Origin of the sequence: Zoogloea ramigera, from assembly GCF_006539865.1 — a bacterium.
Classification (GTDB): Bacteria; Pseudomonadota; Gammaproteobacteria; order Burkholderiales; family Rhodocyclaceae; genus Zoogloea; species Zoogloea ramigera.
Genome location: NZ_BJNV01000005.1, coordinates 26,135 through 51,647, shown reverse-complemented (window position 1 = coordinate 51,647; position 25,513 = coordinate 26,135). Strand labels below are relative to the sequence as shown.

The following is a 25,513-nucleotide window of genomic DNA, read 5'->3' as shown; positions in this document are numbered from 1 at the left end:
CCGTGCGCAACCTCGCCCTGTTCATCCTCTTCCTGATCGGTCTTTTCTATGTTCGGCGCGCCCTGCGCGGCGGGCTCGGGCAGGGAGGGCGGAAGCCCGACGCCGAGGCGCCGGAGGGAGCGCCGATGCCGCCGCGGGCCGAGGTGCAGGAGATCGAGCAGATGGTGGCCTGCGCCCACTGCGGCCTCCACGTGCCGGAGAGCGAGGGCGTGCGTGGCGCGGGTGGCTTCTTCTGTTCCGAAGAACACCGGCGCCTCGGCCCGCGCCGGTGAAGGGGCTCGCCCCTCGGGCGCCCGACAGCGACCTCGACGAGGCGCTGACCCTCAAGGAGCCCCTGCGCTATCTCAACGTGTTCCGGCTGGTCGTGGCCGGGCTGTTTCTGGTGGCGGGGCGCTCGCTCCAGCTGGGGAGCGAGTCGCCGACGCTGTTCGTGGCCACGTCCTTCGCCTACGTGGCGGCGGTGCTGGCGCTGGGCTTCCCCGACAGCGCCCGCCTTATCGGCCTGCGCCGCCTGGTGACGATCCAGGTGCTGGTGGACGTCACGCTGCTCACCCTGGTGATGTGGAGCAGCGGCGGCTACCGCAGCGGCATCCCGATCCTGATCCTCATCGCCCTGGCCGGCGCCGGGCTGGTGGGCGAGGGGCGGATGGTGCTGTTCTACGCGGCCTACGCCACGGTGGCCGTGCTGCTCGAGAACATCTTCGGCACCCTGTGGGGGCGGCCGACGGTGGACTTCTTCACCGTCGGCATCACCTGCATCGGCTTCTTTGCGATCGCCGAGGTGGCGCGCCTGCTGGCGCTGCGGGCGGCCGCCAACGAGAAGCTGGCTCGCCAGCGGGGTGTCGACCTGGCCAGCCAGCTGCGGCTCAACCGCCAGATCATCCAGGACATGCAGGACGGCGTGCTGGTGGTGGGCGAGAATGGCCTGGTGCGCCAGTTCAACCCCCGCGCGGCGGTGCTGCTGGGCACCGGCCTGCGGGAGGGTGCGCCGCTGGCGGCCTACGCGCCGGCCCTGGCCCGGGCCCTGCGGGATTCCGGCGCGCGGGACAACTCCAGCCATAGCCTGCGCGCCGAGGGCAGCGGCACGATGCTGCTGGCGCGCTTCCTGCCGGCTGGCGAGGCGCGGGAGACGCTGGTGTATCTGGAAGACCTCGACCGCATCCACAGCCAGGTGCAGCAGGTCAAGCTGGCGGCGCTGGGGCGGCTCACCGCCAGCATCGCCCATGAGATCCGCAACCCGCTGGCCTCGGTGTCGCAGGCGGCCGAGCTGCTGCGCGAGGAGAAGCGCAGCGAGATGCAGGCCCGGCTGATCCGCATCATCGGCAGCAACGCCCAGCGCATCGACAACCTGGTGGGCGACGTGCTGGCCCTCGGGCGGCGGGACGAGGCGCTGCGGGAGGTTCTGCCGCTGGCCGAGTTTGTTGGCGATTTCATCGAGGAGTTCGAGGTCGGCAAGGCCGACGGCGGGCATGGGGTGGTGGTAAACCGCGTACTGCCCGGGCTCGAGATGGCGATCGACCGCACCCACATGCGGCAGATCCTGTCGAATCTGGTCGTCAATGCCTACAGGTATTGCAGCAAAGGGCCGGCTGCGGTACAAATCGGCGCTGCCCTGCGCGATGACGGCCGCGTAGCGCTGGATGTGCTCGATGACGGCCCGGGCGTGCCCGACAACCTGAGGGCGCAGATCTTTGAGCCGTTCTTTACCACCCACTCGAAAGGCACCGGTCTCGGCTTGTACATCTCCCGGGAGCTGGCAGAGGCCAACGGCGCCGTGCTGGAGCTGTGCGCCGACGAGCCGGCCGGGCTGCCCGGTGCCCATTTCCGACTCATCGGACGCGTCAAACCATGACCCAAACTGAACGGCGTGCCCGTTCGAGCGGGCCGGATGTGCTCATCGTCGACGACGAGGACGACATCCGTGAGCTGCTCGAACTATCCCTGTTGCGCCTGGGCCTCGCCAGCGACGGTGCGGCCAGCCTCGCCGAGGCCCGCCGCCTGCTTGGCGAGAAGCGCTACCGCCTGTGCCTCACCGACATGCGCCTGCCCGATGGCGACGGGCTCGAGCTGGTGCATTACATCGCCGAGCACGTGCGCGACCTGCCGGTGGCGGTGATCACCGCCTTTGGCAGCATGGACAACGCGGTGACGGCCCTCAAGGCCGGCGCCTTCGATTATCTGTCCAAGCCGGTCTCGATCGAGCAGCTGCGGGCGCTGGTGAAGTCGGTGTTCTCGGTGAGCGCCGAAGGCGCCGAGGGCGCGCGCAAGGACAGCACCAGCCTGATCGGCGAATCGCCGGCGATGGTGCAGGTGCGCTCCCTCATCGAGAAGCTGGCGCGCAGCCAGGCGCCGGTCTTCATCTCGGGCGAATCGGGCAGCGGCAAGGAGCGCGCTGCGCGCATGATCCACGAACTCGGCCCCCGCGCGGCGGCGCCCTTCGTGGCGGTGAATTGCGGCGCGATCCCCGAGAACCTGATGGAGAGCGAGTTCTTCGGCGCCCGCAAGGGGGCCTTCACGGGGGCCGACGCCGATCGGGAGGGCTTTTTCCAGGCGGCCCACGGGGGCACGCTGTTCCTCGACGAGGTGGGTGATCTGCCCCTGCCGATGCAGGTCAAGCTGCTGCGGGCGATCCAGGAAAAGAAGTTCCGCCGTCTCGGCGACACGGCCGAGACGGCGGTGGATGTGCGCATCCTCAGCGCCACCCACCAGAACCTGAAGGCGATGGTCGATGCGGCGCGCTTCCGCCAGGACCTGTTCTACCGCCTCAACGTGATCGAGCTGCGGATGCCGGCCCTGCGCGAGCGTAGCGAGGACATCCCGCAGCTGGCCGAGGTGTTGCTGGCGCGACTGGCCGAGTCTTCGGGCCTGCCGGCGGTGAAGCTCAGCGAGGGCGCCCTCCGGGCGCTCAAGGCCTACGCCTTTCCGGGCAACGTGCGGGAGCTCGAGAACGTGCTGGAGCGCGCGCTGGCCCTGTGCAGCGGCGACGCCATCGGTGCCGACGACCTGCTCCTCGACCCGAGCGACATCGGCGAGGCCAGCCACGCCGCGCCCGAGACGCCGGGCGGGGCGCCGCTGCAGGATTACCTCGACCGGGTCGAGCGCCACGTGATCGAGGAGGCCCTCGAAAAAACCGGCGGCAATCGCACGGCGGCGGCCCGCGCGCTGGGCGTCACGTTCCGCTCGCTCCGTTATCGGCTGGAGCGGCTCGGCATCAAGGAGTAGCGGGGCGCCAGCGCTTTAGGGGGGCCGCGCTGCGGGCCCGCCCACCTGGTCGTCGCGCAGCAGCTGGGTGATGGCCGTGGCCGGCAGGGGGGGCGACAGCAGGTAGCCCTGCATCACCCGGCACTGGCGCGTGAGCAGGAAATCCCGCTGGGCCGGGGTCTCGACGCCCTCGGCGATCACCGCGAGGCCCAGGTCGCGGGCGATCGACAGGGTGGCGGTGGCGATGGCGGCGTCCTCGGCGTCGCCGGGCAGGTCCTGCACGAACGAGCGGTCGATCTTGAGGTGGGTGAGGGGGATCCGCTTGAGGTAAGCGAGGCTGGAGTAGCCCGTGCCGAAGTCGTCGAGAGCCAGCCCGAAACCCATCTCGCGCAGGCTGGCGAGCTGGGCCTCGATCTCGGGGCCGGGCTGCATCAGCGCGCTTTCGGTGAGCTCCAGGTCGAGCCCCTTCGGGTCGGCCCCGGTCTCGTCGATGATCCGACGGACGCGCTCGAGGAAGCCCTGCCGACGGAACTGCAGCGCCGAAATGTTCACCGCGATGGTCACCGGCCTCAGGCCCGCAGCGTGCCAGGCGGCCTGCTGGAGGCAGGCGGTGCGCAGCACGTGGTCGCCGATGGCGTGGATCAGGCCGCTCTCCTCAGCCACCGGGATGAACTCGAGCGGGGTGACCCGCCCGCGCTCGGGGTGCTCCCAGCGCACCAGCGCCTCGACGCCGATCAGGCGCTGCTCGGGCATTTCCCACTGGGGCTGGTACTCGAGGATCAACTCGTTGCGCTCGATGGCGCGGCGCAGGGCGTTTTCGAGCTTGAGGCGGGCAAAAACCCGGCTGTTCATGTCGGGCGTGAAGAAGCGGAAGTCGTTGCGGCCTTCGTTCTTGGCGCCGTACATCGCGGTGTCGGCGTGCTTGAGCAGGACGTCGATGTCGCTGCCGTTGCCCGGATAGACCGCGATGCCGATGCTGGTGCTGACGGTGAGCTCCTGGCCGTCGATGTCGAAGGGCTGGGTGAGGCTCTCGAGGAGCTTGCGGGCCACGACGGCGGCGTCGTCGCTGCGGTTGAGCTTGGGCAGCAGGATCACGAACTCGTCGCCGCCGATGCGCGCCAGCACGTCCTCGTCGCGCAGGCAGGCCGACAGGCGGCCGGCGGCGGACGACAGCAGGCGGTCGCCCACCGGGTGGCCGAGGGTGTCGTTGATGGTCTTGAAGTTGTCGAGGTCGAGGAACAGCACCGCCAGCTTCAGCTGGTGGCGGCGGGCGAAGGCGAGGGCCTGGCTGGCGCGGCTGGCCCACAGGCTGCGGTTGGGCAGCCCGGTCAGGGTGTCGTAGTGGGCGAGGTAATGGATGTGGGCTTCTGCGGCCCGCCGCTCGGAGATGTCCTGCAGGGTGCCGCGGAGGGTTTCGACGCCATCTGCGCCGCGGGTGGCCTCGATGGAGACGTGGACGATGGGCGAGCTGCCGTCGCGTTCGGGCAGGCGGACATCGACGCTGGTGGCCGCGCCGCCGTTTCCGACTGTGTTCAGTGCGGCGCGCAGGGTTTCGCGGTCGTCCGGGTGGATGGCGGCGAGGAGCCGGTCGACGCCGGCGGCCTGGTCGGGCGGGACGCCCAGGATGTGGAACAGCTCGGCCGACCAGTAGGTCTTGCCGGTGGCCGGCTGGGTTTCCCAGCTGCCCAGCCGGGCGATGCGCTCCGCGTGGGTGAGGATCGCCTGCTTGGCGATCAGGCGCGCGCTCGCGTCGGCCAGCTCGGCGGTGCGTTGGGAGACGAGGCTCTCGATGCGCCGCGTGCGTCCGCTGGTGACGAGCAGGAAGGTGCCCAGCAGGCCGGTCGACACATGCTGGGCTACCACCCGCAAGTCATCCTGGCCGGCCGCCGGATCAACGACAGCATGGGCAAGTACGTCGCCGAGCAGGCCGTCAAGCAGATGATCCAGAACGGCCACAACATCAAGGGCGCCGACGTCATCGTGCTGGGCCTCACCTTCAAGGAAGACTGCCCGGACCTCCGGAACAGCAAGGTGATCGACGTGATCAACGAGCTGAAGAGCTACGGCTGCACCGTGCACGTGCACGACCCGGTGGCCGAATCGGCCGAGGCGGAGCACGAATACGGCGTCAGCCTCACCGCCTGGGACAAGCTCCCGCGCGCGGCGGCGATTGTCGGCGCGGTGGCCCACAAGCAGTACAGCGAGATGGGCGTCGGCGCGCTGTGCGAGAAGCTCGTGCCGAACGGCGTGTTTGCGGATGTGAAGAGCTTCTACGATCCGGCGGCGCTGGAAGCGGCTGGGGCCAAGGTGTGGCGGCTTTGATCAAGGCCCGGGCCGCTGCGCTGCGCCTGGTCGCGTCCCTCACCCTGCTCGGCAGCTTTGCCGGCGGGGCCTGGGGGGCGGGGCTGGGTGAGCCCGCGGCCGATCCGCGTCAGCTCGTCGAGCAGGCGCTGGCCTTCGAGCACGGCGAGGGCGTGCCCCGGGACCCGGAGCACGCTGCCGGGCTTTATTGCGATGCGGTGCGCCTCGGCAACGCCGAGGCCATGTACAACCTCGGCTGGATGTACGCCAACGGCCGCGGCGTGGCGCGGGACGATGCCTACGCCGCGACGTTGTTCGAAATGGCCATGTTCCAGGGCCATCCCGGCGCCGAAAAGGGGCGTCGCCTGGCGGGCGAATACACCGGCGCGGTGCCCGACTGCCTGAAACCCGCGGTGGCGCGCTACGCCTTTGCGGCCACCCGCGAGAACTGGGACACCCAGAAATACCTGGCCTCCCTGCCCGAACGCAAGAAGCGGGTCGTCGAACTCATCACCACCCTGGCGCCGCGCTTCTCCATCGAGCCGCGGCTGGCCCTGGCCATCGCCACGACGGAATCCAATTTCGACGTGAACGCCACCTCGCCCAAGAACGCCATGGGCGTGATGCAGCTGATCCCCGAGACGGCCAGCCGTTTCAACGTGAAGAACAGCTTCGATCCGGTGGAGAACATCAAGGGCGGCCTGGCTTATCTGCGTTGGTTGCTGGCCTACTATCGGGGCAACGTGGCGCTCGCGGTGGCCGGGTACAACGCCGGTGAGGGCGCCGTCGACCGCTACAAGGGCGTTCCGCCGTACAAGGAAACCCAGAACTACGTGCGGCGGATTCTCGAATTCTTCCCGCGCACCGAGCATCCGTTTGATGCGGGCGTCGCCGCCGCATCGCCTGCGTTGCAGGCGCTCAAGTCGGTGAGCCCCTGATGCTGCGCCCGGCACGGCGCCGCATTTTGGCGCTCGGGCTGTTGGGTGGGCTGCTGCCGCTGCAGGCCTGGGCAGATTTTCCGGGCACCATCGCCCGGGTCAAGCAGTCGGTCGTTGCGGTGGGCACTTATGTCCCGGTCGGCAACCCGCGGTTCCGTTTTTTAGGCACGGGCTTTGTCGTTGGCGACGGTAATCGTGTGGTGACCAATGCCCATGTGCTGGCATCCGTGCCCGAAGGGAGCGACGAGAAGCTCGTGATCGCCCTTCCGGGCAGCGGGCGCGTCGTGGCGCGTCCGGTGAGACGCGAGGCCGCCGACCCGGACCACGATCTGGCCCTGCTGAGGTTCGACGGCCCGCCACTGCCGGCGCTGTCGCTGGGCGATTCGAGCGCTGTGCGAGAAGGGCAGGATGTGGCAATCACCGGCTTTCCGCTCGGCGGCAGCATCGGCATCGTGCCGGTCACCCACAAGGGAATCGTCTCGGCGCTCACGCCGGTCGGGCAGCCGCTGGCGTCGGCGCAGCAACTCGACAGCAAGACGGTCCGCCGCTTATCCCTCGGAGGTTACACGGTGCTGCAACTCGACATCGTCTCCTACCCCGGAAACAGCGGCAGCCCGCTCTACGACCCGGAGAGCGGCGCGGTGCTGGGCATCCTCAACATGGTCTTCGTGAAAGGCACCAAGGAGTCGGCGCTGACCAACCCCTCAGGGATTTCCTATGCCATCCCGGTCAGTTTTCTCAAGGCACTGATCGGCCCCTGAATCCTGGTGGTTTCAGGGGCCGCGCCGGCGCTCTCCGGAGGCCTTGCACCCCCGGAGAGCCTCTGGCACTCAGGCCAGTTCGTCCATCGGCACACAGGCGCAGAACAGGTTGCGATCGCCATAGACGTCGTCGATCCGGTTCACGCTCGGCCAGAACTTGTTGTCGCCCACCCAGGCGAGCGGGAAGACCGCCTCCTCGCGGGAATACGGATGGCTCCACTCGCCGATGAAGTCGGCCTGGGTATGGGGGGCGTTCTTCAGCGGGTTGTCGTCGGCGGGCAGGCGGCCTTCCTCGATCGCGCGGATCTCATTGCGGATCGAAATCATCGCGGCGATGAAGCGGTCGAGCTCGCCCTTGTCCTCGGACTCGGTGGGTTCGACCATGATCGTGCCTGCTACCGGGAAGGACATCGTCGGGGCATGGAAGCCGTAGTCCATCAGGCGCTTGGCGATGTCGACCTCGCTGATGCCGGTGGCCGCCTTGATTGGGCGGATGTCGAGGATGCACTCGTGGGCGACGCGGCCCTGGCTGCCGGTGTAGAGCACCGGGTAGTGATCCTTGAGCTGGCTGGCGACGTAGTTGGCGTTGAGGATCGCCACCTCGGTGGCGCGGGTGAGGCCGCGGCCGCCCATCATGGTGATGTACATCCAGGAGATCGGCAGGATGCTGGCCGAGCCGAACTGCGCGGCCGATACGGCGCCCTGGCCGGCGTTGGGGCGGTCTTCGGTGCCGGTGGCGGCCACCACGTGGTCGGCCATGAAGGGTGCCAGGTGGGCCTTGAGACCGATCGGGCCCATGCCCGGCCCGCCACCGCCGTGGGGGATGCAGAAGGTCTTGTGCAGATTCATGTGGCTCACGTCGGCGCCGATGGCGGCGGGGGAGGTGAGGCCGACCTGGGCGTTGAGGTTGGCGCCATCCATGTAAACCTGGCCGCCATGCTGGTGCACGGTGGCGCAGATCTCGCGGATCGCCTCTTCGAACACGCCGTGGGTGGACGGGTAGGTGATCATCAGCGCGGCGAGCTTGTCGGCGTGCTGGGCGGCCTTGGCCTGGAGGTCGGCGAGCTCGACGTTGCCGTTGTCGTCGCAGTTGACCACCACCACGTCCATGCCGCACATCTGCGCGGTGGCCGGGTTGGTGCCGTGGGCCGACTTGGGGATCAGGCACACCGTGCGGTGATGATCGCCGCGGGCGGCGTGGTAGCGGCGGATCGCCACCAGGCCCGCGTATTCGCCCTGAGCGCCGGAGTTGGGTTGCATGCAGATGGCGTCGAAGCCGGTGATCGCGCGGAGCTGGGCGGCGAGGCCTTCGATCATCTCGAGGTAGCCGGCGGTCTGGTCGGCCGGGGCAAACGGGTGGATGTCGGCGAACTCGGGCCAGGTGACCGGGATCATCTCGCTGGTGGCGTTGAGCTTCATGGTGCACGAGCCCAGCGAGATCATCGAGTGGTCGAGGGCCAGGTCGCGGTTCTGCAGGCGCTTGAGATAGCGCAGCATCTCGTGCTCGGTGTGGTGGGTGTTGAACACCGGGTGGGCGAGGATCGCGTCGCTGCGCAGCAGGGCTTCGGGCAGATTGCCACCGCGGGCGGCGACGGCGGCGTCGAGGCTGGCCACGTCGGCGGCGGCGCCGAAGGCCTGGAGCAGGGCGGCGATGTCGTCGCGGGTGGTCTTCTCGTCGATGGACACGCCGAGGGCATGGCCGTCGACGTGGCGCAGGTTGTAGCCGGCGGCCTGGGCGGCGGCGTAGATGGCGGCGGTGTGCGCGCCGGTCTCGACCTGCAGGGTGTCGAAGAAGGTCTCGGAAGCCAGCGCCAGACCGGCGCGCTTGAGGCCTTCGGCCAGCATCGCGGCCAGGCGATGGACGCGCGCGGCGATGCTGCGCAGCCCTTCGGGGCCGTGATAGACGGCATACATGCCGGCCATGTTGGCCAGCAGCACCTGGGAGGTGCAGATGTTGGAGTTGGCCTTTTCGCGGCGGATGTGCTGCTCACGGGTCTGCAGCGTCATGCGCAGGGCGGTCTTGCCGCGGGCGTCCTTGGAGACGCCGATGATGCGGCCCGGCATGGCGCGCACATAGGCTTCGCGGGTGGCGAAGAAGGCGGCGTGGGGGCCACCGAAGCCGAGCGGCACACCGAAGCGCTGGGCCGAGCCGAGGGCGATGTCGGCGCCCAGTTCGCCCGGCGACTTGAGCAGCACGAGGGCCAGCAGGTCGGAGGCGACAGCCACCACCGCGCCCTTGGCCTTGAGCTCGGCGATCGGGGCGGCGATGTCGGTGACGATGCCGCGCTCGTCGGGGTATTGCAGCAGCGCGCCGAAGACCTCGTGATGGGCGGCCTCGGCTGCGGGCCCGATGATCAGCTCGAAGCCAAAGTAGCCGGCGCGGGTGCGCAGCACGTCGAGCGTCTGCGGGAAGATGCCTTCGTCCACAAAGAACGCCTGGCCCTTGAGCTTGGAGATGCGGCGCGCCATGGCCATGGCTTCGGCGGCGGCGGTGGCTTCGTCGAGGAGCGAGGCGTTGGCGAGCTCAAGACCGGTGAGGTCGATGACCATCTGCTGGTAGTTCAGCAGCGCCTCGAGGCGGCCCTGGGAGATCTCGGCCTGGTAGGGCGTGTAGGCGGTGTACCAGCCCGGGTTCTCCATCACGTTGCGCAGGATGACCTTGGGCGTGAGGGTGTCGTAGTAGCCCATGCCGATGAGGGACTTCTTGACCACGTTCTTGCCGGCGATGGCCTTGAGGCGGGCCAGGGCCACGTGCTCGGGCGTCGGCTCACCGAGGGCCAGCGGCGCCGGCAGGCGGATGTCGGCGGGCACCGTTTGCGCGACCAGCGCGTCAAGGCTGTCGACGCCGAGGGCGGCAAGCATCGCGGGCAGCTCGTTGGCGCAGGGGCCCAGGTGGCGGCGGATGAAGTCGTCGCCCTGTTCGAGGGTGGCGAGCGGGGCGGAGAGAAGGGTCTTCGACATGGAGGAAACTCGGTTCTCGGGTTACAGCGTTGGCACCGGGCGCACGGCGGGCGCGCCCAGGGGCCTGAGGTGAAATCGGGGTGTTCGGGCCCGCCCCCGCGGTGCAGGAGGTGAGGCCCGGGGGCGGAGACCGCTCAGCCGATGGCGGCTTCGTAGCCGGCGGCGTCGAGGAGGGCATCCACGTCGGCGGCGTTGGCGGGCTTCAGCTTGAACAGCCAGGTGGCGTAGGCGTCGGCGTTGACGGCTTCGGGGGCGTCGACGGCTTCCTGGTTGGAGCCGATGATCTCGCCGGCGACCGGGGCGTAGATGTCGGAGGCAGCCTTGACCGATTCGATCACCGCGATGGCCTCGCCGGCGGCGACAGCACGGCCGGCATCAGGCAGCTCGAGGAAGACCACGTCGCCGAGGGCCTCCTGGGCGTGGTCGGTGACGCCGATGGTCAGGCTGCCGTCGGCCTCGACGCGGACCCACTCGTGGGAGGTGGTGTAACGCAGGTTGCCGGGGATGTTCATGGGAGTGTCCTTATAAATTGGGGTGAAAGGGAATCGGGTGTGCGGCTCAGATCAGGGCCTGGCCCTTGCGGACGAAGGATGCCTTGACGACCCGCGCCTTGAGGCGCTTGCCGCGGATGTCGACCTCGACCTGCTCGCCGACGGCGACGCCAAGGGGCAGGCGGGCCATGGCGATGGCCTTTTCGAGGGTCGGCGAGAAGGTGCCGCTGGTGGTTTCGCCTTCGCCCTGGGCGGTGAAGACCGCCTGGTGGGCGCGCAGCACGCCTTTGTCTTCGAGCACCAGGCCGAGCACCTGGCGGCTGGCGGGTTTGGCGAGGAGGGCGGCCTTGCCGACGAAGTCGCGGGAGGCGTCGGAGAAATCCACCGTCCAGGCGAGGCCGGCGTCGAGGGGGGAGATGCTCTCGTCCATGTCGTTGCCGTAGAGGGCCATGCCGGCCTCGAGGCGCAGGGTGTCGCGGGCGCCGAGGCCGCAGGGCTTGACGCCGGCGGCAACGAGGGCGCTCCAGGTGGCGGCGGCCTGGTCGGCGGGCAGGGTGAGCTCGAAGCCGTCTTCGCCGGTGTAGCCGGTGCGGGCGATGAAGAAATCGCCCCAGGCGGCGGCCTGGAAGGGCTTGAGCCCGGCGGAGGCGGCCTCGCTGCCGGGCAGGGCGGACCAGGTTTTGGCGCGGGCGTTGGGGCCCTGGACGGCGATCATCGCCAGGTCGCGGCGCACGGTGAGGGCCGCGTCGAAACCGCCTTCGGCCAGGCGGGCCTGCATCCAGGCGACGTCCTTGTCGGCGGTGCCAGCATTGACGACGATGCGCCAGGTGGTGTCGGAGAGGTAGTAGACGATCAGGTCGTCGATCACGCCGCCTTCAGGGGTCAACATGCAGGAGTACAGCGCCTTGCCCGGTTCGACCAGCTTGGCCACGTCGTTGGCGATGAGGCCGCGCAGGAAGCTCTTGCTGCCGGCGCCAGCGAGGTCGAGGGCCAGCATGTGGGAGACGTCGAACATGCCGGCGTCACGGCGTACGGCGTGGTGCTCCTCGATCTGGGAGCCGTAATTGACAGGCATGTCCCAGCCGGCAAAGTCGACCATGCGGGCGCCTGCCGCGACGTGGGCGGCGTGAAGGGGTGTGTGTTGGGGCATCGGTGTCTCCGGTCGCAATTTTCTCAGTGTAGAAAAACAATGGGGCCGCCGCGACCTTTGGTCGCGGCGGCCCCATCTGTCCTTTGTACCTGAGAGATTGCAGCCGACCACGATAAATGGCGTAGCGTGCTGCGTGCCCCTTCGGTGGATGTCGACCGCCGCGCCCTGGGCGCCAGAGGTGACATCACTCTCCAGATTCTTGATTCGTCGGCGGTCCGTTTGCCTGAGCGGTTCCGGGGGTTGCGCCTTCGGCGGCTCGCTGACTTGAATGATGCTGGCGAGCGCTCTCCCACACGACGCGCGCACCTTACCACCGGCCGGCGGGCGGCGGCAAGGGTCTGATACACTCATGAAAATGAGCATTCCCCAAAAACCCTTCCGGAGCCGCTACCTGGGCGTCCGGGGCCTGCGCTATCACCTTCGCGAGTGGGGCAGGGAGGGGGCGCCGAAGCTCTTCATGCTGCACGGCTGGATGGACGTCTCCGCGTCGTTCCAGTTCGTTGTCGATGCACTGGAGGCCGACTGGCATGTGATCGCGCCCGACTGGCGTGGCTTCGGGCTCACCGAATGGCGGGGCGACGCTTATTGGTTTCCCGATTATCTGGGTGATCTCGACGCCATCGCCCGCAGCGTGGCGCCGGACGAGCCGCTGCGCCTCGTCGGCCACAGCCTGGGCGGCAACGTGGCCAGCCTGTATGCGGGGGTCAGGCCGGCCCGGGTGTCCCACGTGGTGGCGCTGGATGCCTTCGGCCTTGCCGATACGCAGCCCGAGCAGTCCCCGGGGCGGATCGAAAAATGGATGGCCGAGTTGGCAGCGCCGGCCAGGTTCCGGGGGTACGCCGACCAGGGCGCCCTGGCTGTCCGCCTGATGGCCGACAACCCGCGGCTGGAAGCCGGCAGGGCGGCCTTTCTCGCCGGGCATCTGGGCGAGGCAGACGGCGAGGGCGGGTTTCGCCTCGCCGGCGATCCGGCTCACCGGCGGGTGAACCCGGTGCTGTATCGCCGTGCCGAGGCCATGGCCGCATGGCGGCGGGTGACGGCGCCTGTACTGTGGGTGGAGCCGGCCGAGCCCGATCTGCGCCGCAAGTTGGGGGTGAGTGACGCAGCCCACGCCGAAGCGCGGGCATGTTTCCGAGATTTTCGCGAGGTGCAGGTGGCCGATTGCGGCCACAACCTGCACCACGACCAACCGGACGTCGTTGCCCGGATCATCGAGTCATTCTTGTTGTCGAAGGAATCATGAACGCTCTCAACGCCGATCTGCATTGCCACTCCACCGCCTCCGACGGAACCCTCTCGCCCGCCGAGGTTGTACGCCGCGCCCACGCCAATGGTGTCGATCTGCTGGCGCTCACCGATCACGACGAACTGCTCGGCATCGCGGATGCCGCCGCCGAGGCAGCCGACATCGGCCTGCGTTTCGTGCCGGGAGTCGAGATATCGGTGTCGTGGCTGGACCAGACCCTGCACATCGTCGGCCTGGGGGTCGATCCGGCTAACCAGGCGCTGATCTCGGGCCTGGCCCAGGTGCGCGGCGGCCGTGACGGGCGGGCGATGCGGATCGGCGACGAGCTCGCGCGGATCGGCATCCACGGGGCCTTCGAGGGCGCCTTGCGCTACGTGGGCAACCCGGCTCTGGTGACCCGGGCGCACTTTGCCCGTTATCTGGTGGAGATCGGCGTCGCGAAGAACGTCCATGACGTGTTCCTGCATTATCTGGCACGCGGCAAGCCGGGCTATGTGGAGCATGTCTGGGCGACCCTCGAGGACGCCGTGGGCTGGATCAAGGGCGCCGGTGGCCTGGCGGTGATCGCCCACCCGGGGCGTTATCGCCTCAGTTGTGCCGAGATGAACATGCTCTTCGAACAATTCCGTGACCTTGGCGGCGAAGCTGTCGAGGTCTCCTGCGGCGCCCACGACGGGGGCCAGCTGCTGGCCTTCGCCCGGATGGCCCGCAAATATGGGCTGCTGGCCTCCCGGGCGTCCGATTTCCACGGCCCGGAAGACAGCCCCATCGACCTCGGGCGGGCCTCCCCGCTGCCGCCCGATCTCACGCCGGTGTGGACGCGCCTGGCGTAGTCACTTCGTTCTGCTGAATCATGGCTCAATTCTTTTCTGTACATCCCGAACAGCCCCAGCCGCGCCTCATCAAGCAGGCGGCGGAGATCATGCGCAAGGGCGGGCTCATCGCCTTTCCCACCGATTCGGCCTACGCGCTCGGCGGCATCACTGGCGACAACGCGCTGCTGGCGCGCATCCGGCGCATCCGTGGCGTCGACGAACGTCATCATTTCACGCTGATCTGCCGCGATCTTTCAGATATCGCCACCTATGCGCGGGTCGACAACAGCCAGTATCGGCTGCTCAAGGCCACCACGCCGGGGCCCTACACCTTCATACTCGAGGGCACCAAGGAGTTGCCGCGCCGGGTGCTCCACCCCAAGCGCAAGACGATCGGCCTGCGGGTGCCCGACCATCCGGTGGTGGCTGCGCTCCTGGCCGAGCTCGGCGAGCCGATGCTGAGCTCCACGCTGCTGCTGCCCGACGAGGAGACACCCCTCACTGATGCCGAGGAGATCCGCGAGCGCCTCGAGAAGGATGTGGACCTGATCATCGAGGGCGGTGCCTGCCGCGGCGAGGCCACCACCATCATCGACCTCACCAGCGGCACGCCCGAGCTCATCCGCGAAGGGCGGGGCAGCCTCGCCCCCTTCGGGCTTTGAGCGCAGGCCGAGGCGGGGCTATGCGCCGGCTCTGCTAGAATCGCAGCCCGCCTCGGACCGACTCCATGCAAGAATTCATCTCGACGCTGACCATCTGGGCGCTGCCCGTCCTGCTCGCCATCACCCTCCACGAGGCCGCCCACGGCTATGCGGCGCGCCACTTCGGTGATCGCACGGCCGAGCTGGCGGGGCGCATCAGCCTCAATCCGCTGCGCCACATCGACCCGATGGGCACCCTCGTCGTGCCAGCCCTGATCCTCGTCACCAGCAGTCTGGCGGCGGGTTCGGCGATGCTTTTCGGTTGGGCCAAGCCGGTGCCGGTCAATTTTGGGCGTCTGCGCAATCCCAAGGCCGACATGCTGTGGGTGGCCGCGGCTGGCCCGCTGGCCAACCTGGCGATGGCGATCGGCTGGGCGTTGCTGTTCCGCCTGGCGGTGCTGATCTCCGACAGCGAATACGCCATCCCGCTGGCCCGGATGGCCGACGCGGGCATGCAGATCAACGCGGTGCTGATGATCCTCAACCTGCTCCCCCTGCCGCCCCTCGACGGCGGGCGGATTGCGGTGAGCCTGCTGCCCGCTGGCCCGGCCTACAAGTTCGCGCAGCTCGAGCCCTACGGTTTCCCCATTCTGTTGCTCTTGCTGTTCACGGGTATCCTTGGCGACATCCTCGGGCCGCTTGTGGCCATCTTCCGTTTTGTTCTTGCAATCGTTTTTGGACTTTGACAATCGATCATGTTCGCTGAACGCGTCCTCTCCGGCATGCGCCCCACCGGGCGGCTCCACCTCGGCCACTACCACGGCGTCCTGAAAAACTGGGTCAAGCTGCAGGCCGAGTACCCCTGCCTGTTCTTCGCGGCCGACTGGCACGCGCTGACGACCGACTACGACAACCCGAAGGGTATCGAGGCCAGCGTCTGGGAGATGATCGTCGACTGGCTGGCCGCCGGCGTCGACCCGGCCCAGGCTACCATCTTCATCCAGTCCCGCGTGCCCGAGCACGCTGAGCTGCACCTGCTGATGTCGATGATGACGCCCCAGGGCTGGCTCGAGCGCGTCCCCACCTACAAAGACCAGCAGGAGAAGCTGTCCCACAAGGATCTGTCCACCTACGGCTTTTTGGGCTATCCGCTGCTGATGAGCGCCGACATCCTGATCTACCGGGCCGACAAGGTGCCGGTGGGCGAGGACCAGCTCCCCCACGTCGAGTTCACCCGTGAGCTCGCCCGGCGCTTCAATCACATGTACGGTCGCGAGCCCGGTTTCGAGGAGAAGGCCAAGGAGGCGATCAAGAAGCTCGGCTCCAAGCGCGCCAGACTCTACGACGAGTTCCGCACCCGCTTCCAGCAGAACGGCGACGAAGAGGGCCTGGCCCTCGGCAAGGCGCTGCTCGAGGAGGCCCAGAATCTCTCGATGGGCGACCGCGAGCGGCTCTACGGCTACCTTGAGGGCAGCGGCAAGATGATCCTCGTCGAGCCCGGCGCGCTGCTCACCGAAGCCTCGCGGATGCCTGGCCTCGACGGCCAGAAGATGTCCAAGTCCTACGGCAACACCATCTTCCTGCGTGAGGAGGCCGACTCGCTCACCAAGAAGATCCGCACCATGCAGACCGACCCGGCGCGGGTCCGCCGCACCGACCCGGGCGACCCCGAGAAGTGCCCGGTGTGGCAGTTCCATGTGATCTACTCCGATGATTCCACCCGCAACTGGGTGACCCAGGGCTGCAAGAGCGCCGGTATCGGCTGCATCGAGTGCAAGCAGCCGGTCATCGACGCCGTGCTCAAAGAGCAGGACGCCATGCGCGAGCGGGCGCAGCCCTATCTCGACGACCCGACCCTGGTCAAGAGCATCGTTGCCGATGGCTGCGACAAGGCGCGCAAGCTGGCCCAGGAAACCATGCGCGAAGTCCGCGACGCGATGGGGCTGAGCTACACTTGATGGGGCAGTCCCTTTCCGGGCGTGCCGTCCTCCCTTGGAGGGCTGCCGATCGCGTGCTAGTCTCTGATCCCGGAGTGTGGTTTTGAGCGCCGTCGCGGATGTGGCGGCGCCAGCCGGGCTGCCGGAGTCAGTGGTCGGTCGCATGTACGGCGAGCCGATCTTCGATCTGCCCAAGGATCTGTACATCCCGCCCGATGCGCTGGAGGTGATCCTCGAGGCCTTCGAAGGGCCGCTGGACCTGCTGCTCTACCTGATCCGCAAGGCCAACATCAACGTCCTCGACATCCCGATGGTGCCGCTGACGGCCCAGTATCTCGAGTATGTCGAGGCCATGCGCCACCACAACCTTGAGCTGGCTGCCGACTACCTGCTGATGGCCGCCACGCTGCTCGAGATCAAGTCGCGCATGTTGCTGCCGCGGCCGCCGAGGGCCGACGACGCCGAAGAGCTCGACCCCCGGGCGGAGCTTGTCCGGCGTCTGCTTGAGTATGAACAGATGAAGCGGGCCGCCGCCAGGCTCGATCAGTTGCCACGGGTCGAGCGGGATTTTGAATGGGTCGGGGTGTTCGTCGCCGAGAAGGTGGTCGAGCGCCAGCCCACCGTGACGCTGCACGACCTGCAGCTGGCGTGGCTGAAGATCGCCCGGCAGAGCCGCCTGAAGCGCAATCACACCATCCAGCGCGAGGAGCTGTCGGTGCGCGAGCACATGACCCTGATCCTGCGCAAGCTGAGTGATGACACCTTCGTGGTCTTCGAAACATTGTTCGATCACACCCTCGGCCCCGCGGGCCTGGTGGTGAGCTTTCTTGCCACCCTGGAGCTCGTCAAGGAGCGCCTGGTGGTCGTAACCCAGAACGAGGCTTTTGCCCCCATTTACGTGAAGCGTGCCGATGCTGCAGCCGGATTCGACTGAAGAGTTCAAGCGCGTGATCGAGACCGCCCTGCTTGCCGCGCCGGCGCCGCTGCCGGTGAGCGAGCTGCGCCGGCTGTTTGAGGACGATCCGGGCGCCGAGTTGGTGCGAAATACCCTCTTCGAGCTCGTGAACGATTGGCAGGGGCGGGGCGCCGAGCTGGTGCAGACCGCTGGCGGCTGGCGTTTCCAGACCCGCCTCGAGTACCAGGTGTATCTCGACCGGCTCAAGCAGGAGCGGCCGCCGAAGTATTCGCGGGCGGTGCTCGAAACCCTCGCCATCATCGCCTACCGCCAGCCCGTGACCCGCGGCGACATCGAGGATATCCGCGGTGTCGTCGTCTCGACGAACGTACTCAAAGCCCTCGAGTCTCGGGGGTGGGTGGACGTGGTGGGCTACCGGGACACCCCCGGCCGCCCGGGTTTGTATGCCACGACCCGAAAATTCCTGGAGGACCTCGGCCTGCGCAGCCTGACCGAGTTGCCTCCCCTGACTGAAATCGAAAGGATCATGGATCTTGTCGACCTCCCAAAAACCGAAGAACCGGCCGTTCAGAGCTAAATCTGGCAAGCCGGGCGCCGAAAACAATCGCCCCGAAGGCCCTCAGGGTGGGCGCCGCAGCCGCGGCAAGCCGCCAGTCGAGGGCAACCGCGACGCGCGGCCTGCCGGAAACCGCGCTGGCCGTCCGGAGCGCGACGCCGATGGCGCTCGTCAGCCCCGCAGCAACGCCTCGGCCATCGGCCTCTCCAACCTCGAGGGTGGGCGCGGCAACTGGCGCGCCCGGAAGCAGGGGCCTGCCGCTGCCTACACGTCTCCAGAGGCGCCGTACCCGCTGGCGAGCAGCGAGATCCCGCTCCAGGAGGGCGCCGACCCGCGCCGCGGCAAGCGCCCCCAGGACACCACTTACACCGAGCCCCAGCGCCTGCACAAGGTGCTGGCGGCGGCCGGCATCGGCTCCCGCCGGGAGATCGAGGAGTGGATCGTCGCCGGGCGGATCTCGGTCAATGGCGAGCCCGCCGACGTCGGCCAGAAGGTCGGCCCGGGCGACCGGGTGCGTGTCAATGGCAAGCTGATGCCCCTGCGCTTCGCGCCGCGGATTCCGCGGGTCGTGCTCTATCACAAGCCTGAGGGCGAGATCGTCTCCCGCGACGACCCGGAAGGGCGCCCGACGGTCTTCGACCGCCTGCCCGTGCTCCGCAAGGGGCGCTGGATCGCGGTGGGGCGGCTCGACTTCAACACCTCGGGGCTGCTGCTCTTCGTGAACGATGGCGAACTCGCCAACAAGCTCATGCATCCCCGCTACGAGCTTGATCGGGAGTATGCGGTTCGTATCATGGGTGAACTCGACGACGTCCAGAAGCAGGCGCTCCTCGCCGGGATCGAGCTCGAGGATGGCCCCGCCAAGTTCAACACCTTGTTCGACGCCGGCGGCGAGGGTGCCAACCACTGGTACCGGGTCACCCTGTCGGAGGGGCGCAACCGCGAGGTGCGCCGCATGTTCGAAGCCCTGAGCCTGACGGTGAGCCGCCTGATGCGCGTCCGCTATGGTCCGGTGGCGCTGCCGTCGCGGCTCAAGCGCGGCATGTGGGAGGACATGGCCGTTGAGGATGTGTGTGCTCTGGCTGGTTTGCCGAAGCCCGTCAACTCTGGCGGCAAGCCGCGCAGCGGCCCCCGGCCGACGCGTCGCCAACCCTGATCCGGGGCCGCGCCGCAGGGTAAAAATTGCGCCCGCTTCGGCGGGCTGTTATACTTTTATCGTTGTATCGGCCCGAAAGGGTCGACATCCGGTCGAAATTAAACAGGGATGGGCGTTTCGCCCATTTTTCTTTTGTGGGCTAGGAATCGCGCCGCAGGCGCCATGGGGAGTTGGCTGGTAAATGGAGTTGCTGAATTTGATCGAACAGACCGTACAAGGGCTCGACTACGAACTGGTCGACTTCGAGACATCGCCCCGAGGGCGTCTCATGCGGGTGTTCATTGATTCGCCGAACGGCATCACTGTGGATGATTGTGCCACCGTGAGCAACCAGCTGACGCGAATCTTCGAGGTTGAAAATATCGACTACGACCGCCTCGAGGTCTCGTCCCCCGGTCTGGATCGCCCGCTCAAGAAAGCGGCGGATTTCGAGCGCTTCGCCGGGCAGGATGTGCAGCTTCGCCTGCGCATGCCGATCGCCAATCAGCGTAATTTCGCCGGGGTGCTGCAAGGCCTGAAAGACGGCGTTGTGACCCTGGAAACGGAAAAGGGGCCTGTCGAGGTCCCGTTTGAAGAAATCGAAAAGGCCCGCCTGGTGCCCAAGTTCTAAGAAGTTTGGAGGTTTGCAGGTATGAGCCGCGAAATTTTGCTGTTGGTTGACGCCCTGGCCCGCGAGAAAAACGTTTCGAAGGAAATCGTTTTTTCTGCGCTGGAGTCCGCGCTTGCTCAGGCAACGAAAAAACGTATCAACGACGAAGCCGACGTGCGCGTCGCCATCGACCGGGAGACCGGCGATTATGAATCCTTCCGCCGCTGGCAGGTGCTGCCGGACGAGGAAGTGGAGAACGACGAAGCCCAGATGGGCCTGATCGACGCCCGGGAAGAATACCCCGAGATCCAGGTCGGTGATTATGTCGAGGAAGGGCTGGAGCCCATCGACTTCGGCCGCATCGGTGCCCAGGCCGCCAAACAGGTGATCCTGCAGAAGGTGCGTGATGCCGAGCGCGAGCAGATCCTCGCCGACTTCCTGGAGCGCAAGGAATACATCATCTCCGGCGCCATCAAGCGCATGGAGCGTGGCAACGCGATCATCGAAGTGGGTCGCCTGGAGGCCGTGCTGCCCCGCGACCAGATGATCCCCAAGGAAAACCTCCGCGTCGGCGACCGGGTCAAGGCTTACCTGCTGCGCATCGACCGCGGCGCCCGTGGTCCGCAGCTGATCCTCTCGCGCACCGCGCCTGAGTTCGTGATGCGCCTGTTCGAGCTGGAAGTCCCGGAAATCGGCGACGGTCTCCTCGAGATCAAGGCCTGTGCCCGTGACCCTGGCCTGCGCGCCAAGATCGGCGTCAAGTCCAACGACCCGCGCATCGACCCGATCGGCACCTGCGTCGGCCTGCGCGGCTCCCGCGTCACCGCCGTGCGCAACGAGATCGGCGGCGAGAACATCGACATCGTGCTGTGGTCGCCCGAGGCGGCGCAGTTCGTCATCGGCGCGCTGCAGCCGGCCGAGGTGTCTTCCATCGTCGTTGACGAGGAAGCCCACGCGATGGACGTGGTCGTGGACGAGAACAACCTCGCCATCGCCATCGGTCGTAACGGCCAGAACGTCAAGCTGGCGTCCGAACTCACCGGCTGGACCATCAACCTGATGACCGAAGCGGAATCGGAACGCAAGTCCGAGGCCGAGCACACCAGTGTGCGTCAGTTGTTCATCTCCAAGCTGGACGTGGACGAGGAAGTGGCCGACATCCTGATCGACGAGGGTTTCTCGTCGCTCGAGGAAATCGCCTATGTTCCGCTGGCAGAGATGCTGGAAATCGAATCCTTCGACGAAGAAACGGTGAACGAGCTGCGCAACCGCGCCCGCAACGTGCTCCTTACCGAGGCCATCGTCACCGAAGAGCAACTGGAAACCGTCAACGAGGACATGCTTGGCCTCGAAGGCATGGACAAGCCCCTGGCCGCGAAGCTGGCCCAGGGTGGCGTACATAGCCGCGACGAACTGGCTGACCTGGCGGTGGATGAACTGATGGAATTGTCGGGGCTGGACGAAGAGCGGGCCAAGAATCTGATCACCAAGGCGCGCGCGCACTGGTTCGAGTAATACCCGGAGGTTCAAGATGGGACAGACAACCGTTACACAATTTGCCGGCGAGCTCAAAATGCCGGCCTCCGTATTGCTCGAGCAGTTGCAGAAGGCTGGCGTGGATAAAGCCCGGGAAACCGATCTGCTGTCGGAGCAAGACAAGACCCGACTGCTCGACTTTTTGCGCCGTGCCCACGGTGATACGGCAGCAAAGTCGAAGATCACCCTGACGCGCAAGGAAACCAGCGAGATCCGGGCGACCGACTCCACCGGCCGCGCACGTACCGTGCAGGTCGAGGTGCGCAAGAAGCGCGTTTTCGTCAAGCGTGATGAGGCCCTGGTGCCCGAGTCCGCCGTTGCTGCGGCGCCCGTCGCCGCTGCAGAGCCCGTGGCGGCGCCCGTGCCGGAGCCCGTCATCGAGGCCGTCGTGCCCGAGGTGGTCGCCGAAGCGCCGGTCGTCGAGGCCGTGCCGGCCGTCGAGCCCGCTCCGCAGCCGGAGCCCGAAGTCGCTCCGGTCGTCGAGGCTGCACCGGAGCCCGCTCCGGTCATCGAGCCCGAGCCCCAGCCCGAGCCGGTCAAGGCTGAACCCGTCAAGGCTGAACCCGTCAAGGCCGAGCCGGCCAAGCCGGAGGTCACCAAGGCGGCCGCACAGAAGGCCGAGGCTCCAAAGGCTGAAACACCGAAATCCGAGCAGCGCCCTGCGCCGGTCCGTCGTGTCGTGGCGGGCGGCTCCATCCTGAGCGCCGAAGAGAAGGCGTCCCGGGAACGCGAGGCCCAGCGCCACGCCGAGCTGCAGGCACGTCAGGCTGCCGACCTCAAGGAAAAGCAGGAGCGTGAAGCCCGTGCCCGCGCCGCCATGCTGCAGCGCGCCGAAGACGAAAAGACGCGTGCCGCTGCGGCCGAGAAGGCCAAGGCTGAAGAGGCTGCGCCCAAGACGGGTACGCTCCACAAGCCGGCCAAGCCCGAAGACAAGGGTGCCCGCAAGGACGCCAAGAAGGTCGTCGGCAAGGATGCGGCGGCCGATACCAAGCGTCGCGGCAGCGGCATCAAGACCCGCGGCGACACCACCGGTGGTGCCGGTGGCTGGCGCGGCGGTGGTCGCAGCGGCGGTCGTGGTGGTCGCCACCAGGACAGCCCGGCCTTCGTCGCACCGATTGAGCCCATCGTCCGTGAAGTGCATGTGCCCGAGACCATCTCCGTGGCCGATCTGGCCCACAAAATGGCGGTCAAGGCCACCGAGGTCATCAAGGCCCTCATGAAGATGGGCACCATGGTCACCATCAACCAAGTGCTGGACCAGGACACGGCGATGATCATCGTCGAGGAAATGGGCCACAAGGCGCTCGCCGCCAAGCTGGACGACCCCGATGCCTTCCTCGAGGAGAACGTCGAGCACAAGGATGTCGCGCTGGAGCCCCGCGCTCCGGTCGTCACCGTCATGGGCCACGTCGACCACGGCAAGACCTCGCTGCTCGACTACATCCGCCGCGCCAAGGTGGCTGCGGGCGAAGCGGGCGGCATCACCCAGCACATCGGTGCTTACCACGTCGAAACCGAGCGTGGCATGGTGACCTTCCTCGACACCCCGGGCCACGAAGCGTTTACCGCGATGCGTGCCCGTGGCGCCAAGGCGACCGACCTGGTCGTGCTGGTGGTGGCGGCCGACGACGGCGTGATGCCGCAGACCAAGGAAGCCATCCACCACGCCAAGGCGGCCGAAGTGCCCCTGATCGTGGCGGTCAACAAGATCGACAAGCCGGGTGCCAACCTCGAGCGCGTCCGTCAGGAGCTGATCGCCGAAGGCGTGGTTCCGGAAGCCTACGGTGGCGACACGATGTTCGTTGAAGTCTCGGCCAAGACCGGCCAGGGCATCGACAACCTGCTCGAAGGCATCCTGCTGCAGGCCGAAGTGCTCGAACTCACGGCCCCGAAGGAATCCATGGCCAAGGGCCTCATCATCGAAGCCCGCCTCGACAAGGGTCGCGGCCCGGTGGCGACGCTGCTGGTCCAGTCCGGTACCCTCCGTCGCGGTGACGTGGTGCTGGCCGGTGCGACCTTCGGTCGTGTCCGTGCCATGCTCGACGAAAACGGCAAGCCCATCGACGAAGCCGGTCCGTCGATCCCGGTCGAGATCCTCGGCCTGGCCGATGTGCCGGGTGCTGGCGACGAAGTGGTGGCGCTGGCCGACGAGCGCAAGGCTCGCGAAATCGCCCTGTTCCGTCAGGGCAAGTTCCGCGACGTCAAGCTGGCCAAGCAACAGGCGGCCAAGCTCGAGAGCATGTTCGAACAGATGGGCGAGGGCGAGGTGAAGACCCTGCCGCTGATCATCAAGGCCGACGTGCAGGGCTCCCAGGAGGCGCTGGCCCACTCGCTGGTCAAGTTGTCCACCGACGAGGTCCGGGTGCAGGTCATCCACGGCGGTGTCGGCGCGATCAGCGAGTCCGACGTCAACCTGGCCCAGGCCTCCGGCGCGGTCATCATCGGCTTCAACATCCGTGCCGATGCCAATGCCCGCAAGCTGGCCGAGACCTTCGGCGTCGATCTGCGCTACTACAACATCATCTACGACGCCGTCGATGAGGTTAAGAGCGCCCTGTCCGGCATGCTGGCCCCCGAGAAGCGCGAGCAGGTCCTGGGTATGGTCGAGGTCCGCCAGGTCTTCACCATCTCCAAGGTCGGCACGATCGCGGGTTGTTACGTGCTCGAAGGCATCGTCAAGCGCAACGCGCTGGTCCGTGTGCTGCGCAACCACGTGGTGGTCCACAGCGGTGAACTCGAGTCGCTCAAGCGCTTCAAGGACGACGTCAAGGAAGTCAAGTTCGGCTACGAGTGCGGCCTGCAGGTCCGTAATTTCAACGATCTCCAGGAAGGCGACCAGCTCGAAGTGTTCGAAATCCAGGAAATCGCGCGGACTCTGTAAGCCATGCCCAAGGAGTTTTCCCGTGGCCAGCGCGTGGCGGAGCAGATCCGTCGCGAACTGGCCGAGCTGATCCGCCTGGAGCTCAAAGACCCCCGCGTCGGTTTCATCACCCTGACCGACGTGGAGATCACGCCCGACTACGCCCACGCCAAGGTGTATTTCACCTCGATGACGGGCCAGGAAGGGCTCGACGAGATCCAGCGCGGCCTGCGCCGTGCCAGCAGCTTCTTGCGCCGCGAGCTGGGCAAGCGTATCCGCATTCACACGCTGCCCGAGCTGCATTTCCACTACGACCCGTCGGTCGAGAACGGCAACCGCATCTCGGCCCTCATCGACAAGGCGATCGAAGCCGATCGTCACAACGCGGAAGAGGGCGGTGAAGGCGCGAAGCCAGACACCGATCCTGCCAGCTGAGCGTTCTTTGATCACAGTGGCGGCGCGCAGGCGTCGCCCGTTCAGGAAGCCTTCGTTTGTCCCGTCCTCCCCAGCGCCGCACGCCGCGCCGCATCGTCGACGGCGTGCTGTTCCTCGACAAGCCGGTCGGCATCAGCTCCAACAATGCGCTCCAGAAGGCCCGCTGGCTGCTGAGCGCGGCGAAGGGCGGGCATACCGGCACCCTCGACCCGATGGCGAGCGGCCTGTTGCCGCTCACCTTCGGCGAGGCGACCAAGTTTTCGCAGACGTTGCTCGACGCCGACAAGGCCTACGACGCGACCGTGCTGCTGGGCGTCACCACCACCACCGCCGATGCGGAGGGTGAGGTGCTCGCCTGTTGCCCGGTGGATGTGAGTGATGCGGCCATCGAGGCAGCGATTGCCACCCTGCGGGGCGAGATCGAGCAGGTGCCGCCCATGTACTCGGCCCTCAAGCACCACGGCAAGGCGCTCTACGAGTACGCCCGGGAAGGCATCGAGATCCCGAGGGAGCCACGTCGGGTCACGATCTACCGTTTCGAATTGCTCGAACGTGATGGCGACAGCCTGAAGGTTCGGGTTGAATGCAGCAAGGGCACTTACGTGCGCACGCTGGCCTCCGACCTCGGGGCGCTGCTCGGCTGCGGTGCCCACCTCACGGCGCTGCGGCGTACGAAGATCGGCCCGTTCGGGCTGGATGTGTCGCTGCCGCTGGCTGATTTTGAGGCCGTCCCGGCCGAGGAGCGGGATGGCCGCCTGGCGCCCGTGGACGCGCTGTTGGTGCATTTGCCCGTGTTGCAGCTCGACGCGGCTCAGGCCCGCAGTCTGACCCACGGACAGCCGGTGCAGGGCTGTAGTGGCGAGCCTGGATGCATGGTCCGGGCGTATGAAGGGGAACATTTCCTCGGGGTCGCGACCTACGGCGAGGAGGGGGAGCTGATCCCCACGCGCCTGGTTGCGACGGGAAATCGATGAAATGTCTTGAGCAACCCGCCTTGCGTTCGATATAATGGCGCGCTTCGCA

Annotated in this window: 23 protein-coding genes and 1 riboswitch; of the genes, 19 read left to right on the top strand and 4 right to left on the bottom strand. The window is 67.3% G+C overall.

Annotation, left to right across the window (positions count from 1 at the left end; genetic code table 11):
* Positions 1-2 precede the first annotated feature (2 nt).
* The 3 genes from ZRA01_RS01755 to ZRA01_RS01745 are packed head-to-tail and all read left to right on the top strand — an operon-like array spanning position 3 to position 3,222.
* Positions 3-272: a PP0621 family protein gene (locus ZRA01_RS01755; RefSeq protein WP_141349034.1), complete on the top strand. Its 270-nt coding sequence runs from the start codon at positions 3-5 to the stop codon at positions 270-272.
* A complete protein-coding gene (locus tag ZRA01_RS01750; RefSeq protein WP_174851579.1) occupies positions 269-1,852 on the top strand; it encodes a sensor histidine kinase in 1,584 nt (527 codons plus the stop codon). Before ZRA01_RS01755 ends, ZRA01_RS01750 begins: the two co-directional genes overlap by 4 nt.
* Entirely contained in the window at positions 1,849-3,222 is a 1,374-nt protein-coding gene (locus tag ZRA01_RS01745; protein WP_141349033.1) for a sigma-54-dependent transcriptional regulator, read from the top strand. The genes ZRA01_RS01750 and ZRA01_RS01745 overlap by 4 nt, the downstream gene beginning before the upstream one ends.
* Before the next feature lie 15 nt (positions 3,223-3,237).
* Here the strand turns inward: ZRA01_RS01745 and ZRA01_RS01740 are convergent, their stop codons facing one another.
* The gene (locus ZRA01_RS01740; protein ID WP_170182866.1) at positions 3,238-5,064 is read right to left on the bottom strand and encodes a putative bifunctional diguanylate cyclase/phosphodiesterase; all 1,827 of its coding nucleotides are present in this window, start codon (positions 5,062-5,064) and stop codon (positions 3,238-3,240) included.
* Between ZRA01_RS01740 and ZRA01_RS01735 the strand changes: the two genes are divergently transcribed.
* The 3 genes from ZRA01_RS01735 to ZRA01_RS01725 are packed head-to-tail and all read left to right on the top strand — an operon-like array spanning position 5,050 to position 7,201.
* Entirely contained in the window at positions 5,050-5,523 is a 474-nt protein-coding gene (locus tag ZRA01_RS01735) for a UDP binding domain-containing protein (protein WP_141349031.1), read from the top strand. The genes ZRA01_RS01740 and ZRA01_RS01735 overlap by 15 nt on opposite strands.
* Complete coding sequence (locus ZRA01_RS01730) at positions 5,511-6,440, top strand: lytic transglycosylase domain-containing protein (protein WP_246093247.1); 930 nt, start codon at positions 5,511-5,513, stop codon at positions 6,438-6,440. The genes ZRA01_RS01735 and ZRA01_RS01730 overlap by 13 nt, the downstream gene beginning before the upstream one ends.
* The gene (locus ZRA01_RS01725; RefSeq protein ID WP_141349030.1) at positions 6,440-7,201 is read left to right on the top strand and encodes a S1 family peptidase; all 762 of its coding nucleotides are present in this window, start codon (positions 6,440-6,442) and stop codon (positions 7,199-7,201) included. Before ZRA01_RS01730 ends, ZRA01_RS01725 begins: the two co-directional genes overlap by 1 nt.
* Before the next feature lie 69 nt (positions 7,202-7,270).
* On the opposite strand, the gene gcvP is transcribed toward ZRA01_RS01725, so the two are convergent.
* The 3 genes from gcvP to gcvT all read right to left on the bottom strand — a co-directional run bounded on the left by gcvP (position 7,271) and on the right by gcvT (position 11,803).
* The gene (gene gcvP, locus ZRA01_RS01720; protein WP_141349029.1) at positions 7,271-10,162 is read right to left on the bottom strand and encodes an aminomethyl-transferring glycine dehydrogenase; all 2,892 of its coding nucleotides are present in this window, start codon (positions 10,160-10,162) and stop codon (positions 7,271-7,273) included.
* 134 nt (positions 10,163-10,296) lie between these two features.
* The gene (gene gcvH / locus ZRA01_RS01715; RefSeq protein WP_141349028.1) at positions 10,297-10,674 is read right to left on the bottom strand and encodes a glycine cleavage system protein GcvH; all 378 of its coding nucleotides are present in this window, start codon (positions 10,672-10,674) and stop codon (positions 10,297-10,299) included.
* Positions 10,675-10,720: 46 nt separating this feature from the next.
* Positions 10,721-11,803 (bottom strand): glycine cleavage system aminomethyltransferase GcvT, encoded by a 1,083-nt coding sequence (gcvT, locus tag ZRA01_RS01710; RefSeq protein WP_141349027.1) that lies wholly within the window; start codon positions 11,801-11,803, stop codon positions 10,721-10,723.
* A gap of 202 nt (positions 11,804-12,005) precedes the next feature.
* A riboswitch (glycine riboswitch) is annotated at positions 12,006-12,105 on the bottom strand.
* Between the two features lie 53 nt (positions 12,106-12,158).
* On the opposite strand from gcvT, the gene ZRA01_RS01705 reads away from it, so the two are divergent.
* From ZRA01_RS01705 to truB, 13 genes are all read left to right on the top strand, one after another.
* On the top strand, positions 12,159-13,046 hold the full coding sequence (locus ZRA01_RS01705) for an alpha/beta fold hydrolase (protein WP_141349026.1): 888 nt from the start codon (positions 12,159-12,161) through the stop codon (positions 13,044-13,046).
* Complete coding sequence (locus tag ZRA01_RS01700) at positions 13,043-13,882, top strand: 3',5'-nucleoside bisphosphate phosphatase (RefSeq protein ID WP_174851578.1); 840 nt, start codon at positions 13,043-13,045, stop codon at positions 13,880-13,882. Before ZRA01_RS01705 ends, ZRA01_RS01700 begins: the two co-directional genes overlap by 4 nt.
* A gap of 20 nt (positions 13,883-13,902) precedes the next feature.
* Positions 13,903-14,526, top strand: a complete 624-nt coding sequence (locus ZRA01_RS01695; RefSeq protein WP_141349024.1) for an L-threonylcarbamoyladenylate synthase — start codon at positions 13,903-13,905, stop codon at positions 14,524-14,526.
* Positions 14,527-14,591: 65 nt separating this feature from the next.
* On the top strand, positions 14,592-15,251 hold the full coding sequence (locus ZRA01_RS01690; protein ID WP_141349023.1) for a site-2 protease family protein: 660 nt from the start codon (positions 14,592-14,594) through the stop codon (positions 15,249-15,251).
* Between the two features lie 9 nt (positions 15,252-15,260).
* On the top strand, positions 15,261-16,463 hold the full coding sequence (locus ZRA01_RS01685; RefSeq protein ID WP_141349022.1) for a tryptophan--tRNA ligase: 1,203 nt from the start codon (positions 15,261-15,263) through the stop codon (positions 16,461-16,463).
* A 142-nt stretch (positions 16,464-16,605) separates the two neighbouring features.
* Positions 16,606-17,376, top strand: coding sequence for a segregation and condensation protein A (locus ZRA01_RS01680; protein WP_141349069.1), 771 nt, complete (start codon positions 16,606-16,608; stop codon positions 17,374-17,376).
* Positions 17,354-17,935: an SMC-Scp complex subunit ScpB gene (gene scpB / locus ZRA01_RS01675; protein ID WP_141349021.1), complete on the top strand. Its 582-nt coding sequence runs from the start codon at positions 17,354-17,356 to the stop codon at positions 17,933-17,935. The genes ZRA01_RS01680 and scpB overlap by 23 nt, the downstream gene beginning before the upstream one ends.
* Positions 17,892-19,070 (top strand): 23S rRNA pseudouridine(2605) synthase RluB, encoded by a 1,179-nt coding sequence (rluB, locus tag ZRA01_RS01670; protein WP_141349020.1) that lies wholly within the window; start codon positions 17,892-17,894, stop codon positions 19,068-19,070. The genes scpB and rluB overlap by 44 nt, the downstream gene beginning before the upstream one ends.
* A 181-nt stretch (positions 19,071-19,251) precedes the next feature.
* Complete coding sequence (gene rimP / locus ZRA01_RS01665; protein WP_141349019.1) at positions 19,252-19,680, top strand: ribosome maturation factor RimP; 429 nt, start codon at positions 19,252-19,254, stop codon at positions 19,678-19,680.
* A gap of 21 nt (positions 19,681-19,701) precedes the next feature.
* Positions 19,702-21,174, top strand: coding sequence for a transcription termination factor NusA (gene nusA, locus ZRA01_RS01660; protein WP_141349018.1), 1,473 nt, complete (start codon positions 19,702-19,704; stop codon positions 21,172-21,174).
* 16 nt (positions 21,175-21,190) lie between these two features.
* Positions 21,191-24,076: a translation initiation factor IF-2 gene (gene infB, locus ZRA01_RS01655; RefSeq protein ID WP_141349017.1), complete on the top strand. Its 2,886-nt coding sequence runs from the start codon at positions 21,191-21,193 to the stop codon at positions 24,074-24,076.
* Positions 24,077-24,079: 3 nt separating this feature from the next.
* A complete protein-coding gene (rbfA, locus tag ZRA01_RS01650; protein ID WP_141349016.1) occupies positions 24,080-24,490 on the top strand; it encodes a 30S ribosome-binding factor RbfA in 411 nt (136 codons plus the stop codon).
* Positions 24,491-24,546: 56 nt separating this feature from the next.
* Positions 24,547-25,464, top strand: a complete 918-nt coding sequence (truB, locus tag ZRA01_RS01645) for a tRNA pseudouridine(55) synthase TruB (RefSeq protein WP_141349015.1) — start codon at positions 24,547-24,549, stop codon at positions 25,462-25,464.
* The last annotated feature ends 49 nt before the right edge of the window (positions 25,465-25,513 follow it).

What these genes read in the sequence shown, in the direction of transcription:
- ZRA01_RS01735 (WP_141349031.1), top strand. Translation starts at nt 5,050, where the DNA reads ATGCTGGGCTACCACCCGCAAGTCATCCTGGCCGGCCGCCGGATCAAC.
- rbfA (WP_141349016.1), top strand. Translation starts at nt 24,080, where the DNA reads ATGCCCAAGGAGTTTTCCCGTGGCCAGCGCGTGGCGGAGCAGATCCGT.
- ZRA01_RS01685 (WP_141349022.1), top strand. Translation starts at nt 15,261, where the DNA reads ATGTTCGCTGAACGCGTCCTCTCCGGCATGCGCCCCACCGGGCGGCTC.
- ZRA01_RS01725 (WP_141349030.1), top strand. Translation starts at nt 6,440, where the DNA reads ATGCTGCGCCCGGCACGGCGCCGCATTTTGGCGCTCGGGCTGTTGGGT.
- ZRA01_RS01705 (WP_141349026.1), top strand. Translation starts at nt 12,159, where the DNA reads ATGAGCATTCCCCAAAAACCCTTCCGGAGCCGCTACCTGGGCGTCCGG.
- nusA (WP_141349018.1), top strand. Translation starts at nt 19,702, where the DNA reads ATGAGCCGCGAAATTTTGCTGTTGGTTGACGCCCTGGCCCGCGAGAAA.
- ZRA01_RS01680 (WP_141349069.1), top strand. Translation starts at nt 16,606, where the DNA reads ATGTACGGCGAGCCGATCTTCGATCTGCCCAAGGATCTGTACATCCCG.
- rimP (WP_141349019.1), top strand. Translation starts at nt 19,252, where the DNA reads ATGGAGTTGCTGAATTTGATCGAACAGACCGTACAAGGGCTCGACTAC.
- infB (WP_141349017.1), top strand. Translation starts at nt 21,191, where the DNA reads ATGGGACAGACAACCGTTACACAATTTGCCGGCGAGCTCAAAATGCCG.
- ZRA01_RS01700 (WP_174851578.1), top strand. Translation starts at nt 13,043, where the DNA reads ATGAACGCTCTCAACGCCGATCTGCATTGCCACTCCACCGCCTCCGAC.
- ZRA01_RS01695 (WP_141349024.1), top strand. Translation starts at nt 13,903, where the DNA reads ATGGCTCAATTCTTTTCTGTACATCCCGAACAGCCCCAGCCGCGCCTC.
- ZRA01_RS01745 (WP_141349033.1), top strand. Translation starts at nt 1,849, where the DNA reads ATGACCCAAACTGAACGGCGTGCCCGTTCGAGCGGGCCGGATGTGCTC.
- gcvP (WP_141349029.1), bottom strand. Translation starts at nt 10,162, where the DNA reads ATGTCGAAGACCCTTCTCTCCGCCCCGCTCGCCACCCTCGAACAGGGC.
- scpB (WP_141349021.1), top strand. Translation starts at nt 17,354, where the DNA reads ATGCTGCAGCCGGATTCGACTGAAGAGTTCAAGCGCGTGATCGAGACC.
- gcvH (WP_141349028.1), bottom strand. Translation starts at nt 10,674, where the DNA reads ATGAACATCCCCGGCAACCTGCGTTACACCACCTCCCACGAGTGGGTC.
- gcvT (WP_141349027.1), bottom strand. Translation starts at nt 11,803, where the DNA reads ATGCCCCAACACACACCCCTTCACGCCGCCCACGTCGCGGCAGGCGCC.
- ZRA01_RS01690 (WP_141349023.1), top strand. Translation starts at nt 14,592, where the DNA reads ATGCAAGAATTCATCTCGACGCTGACCATCTGGGCGCTGCCCGTCCTG.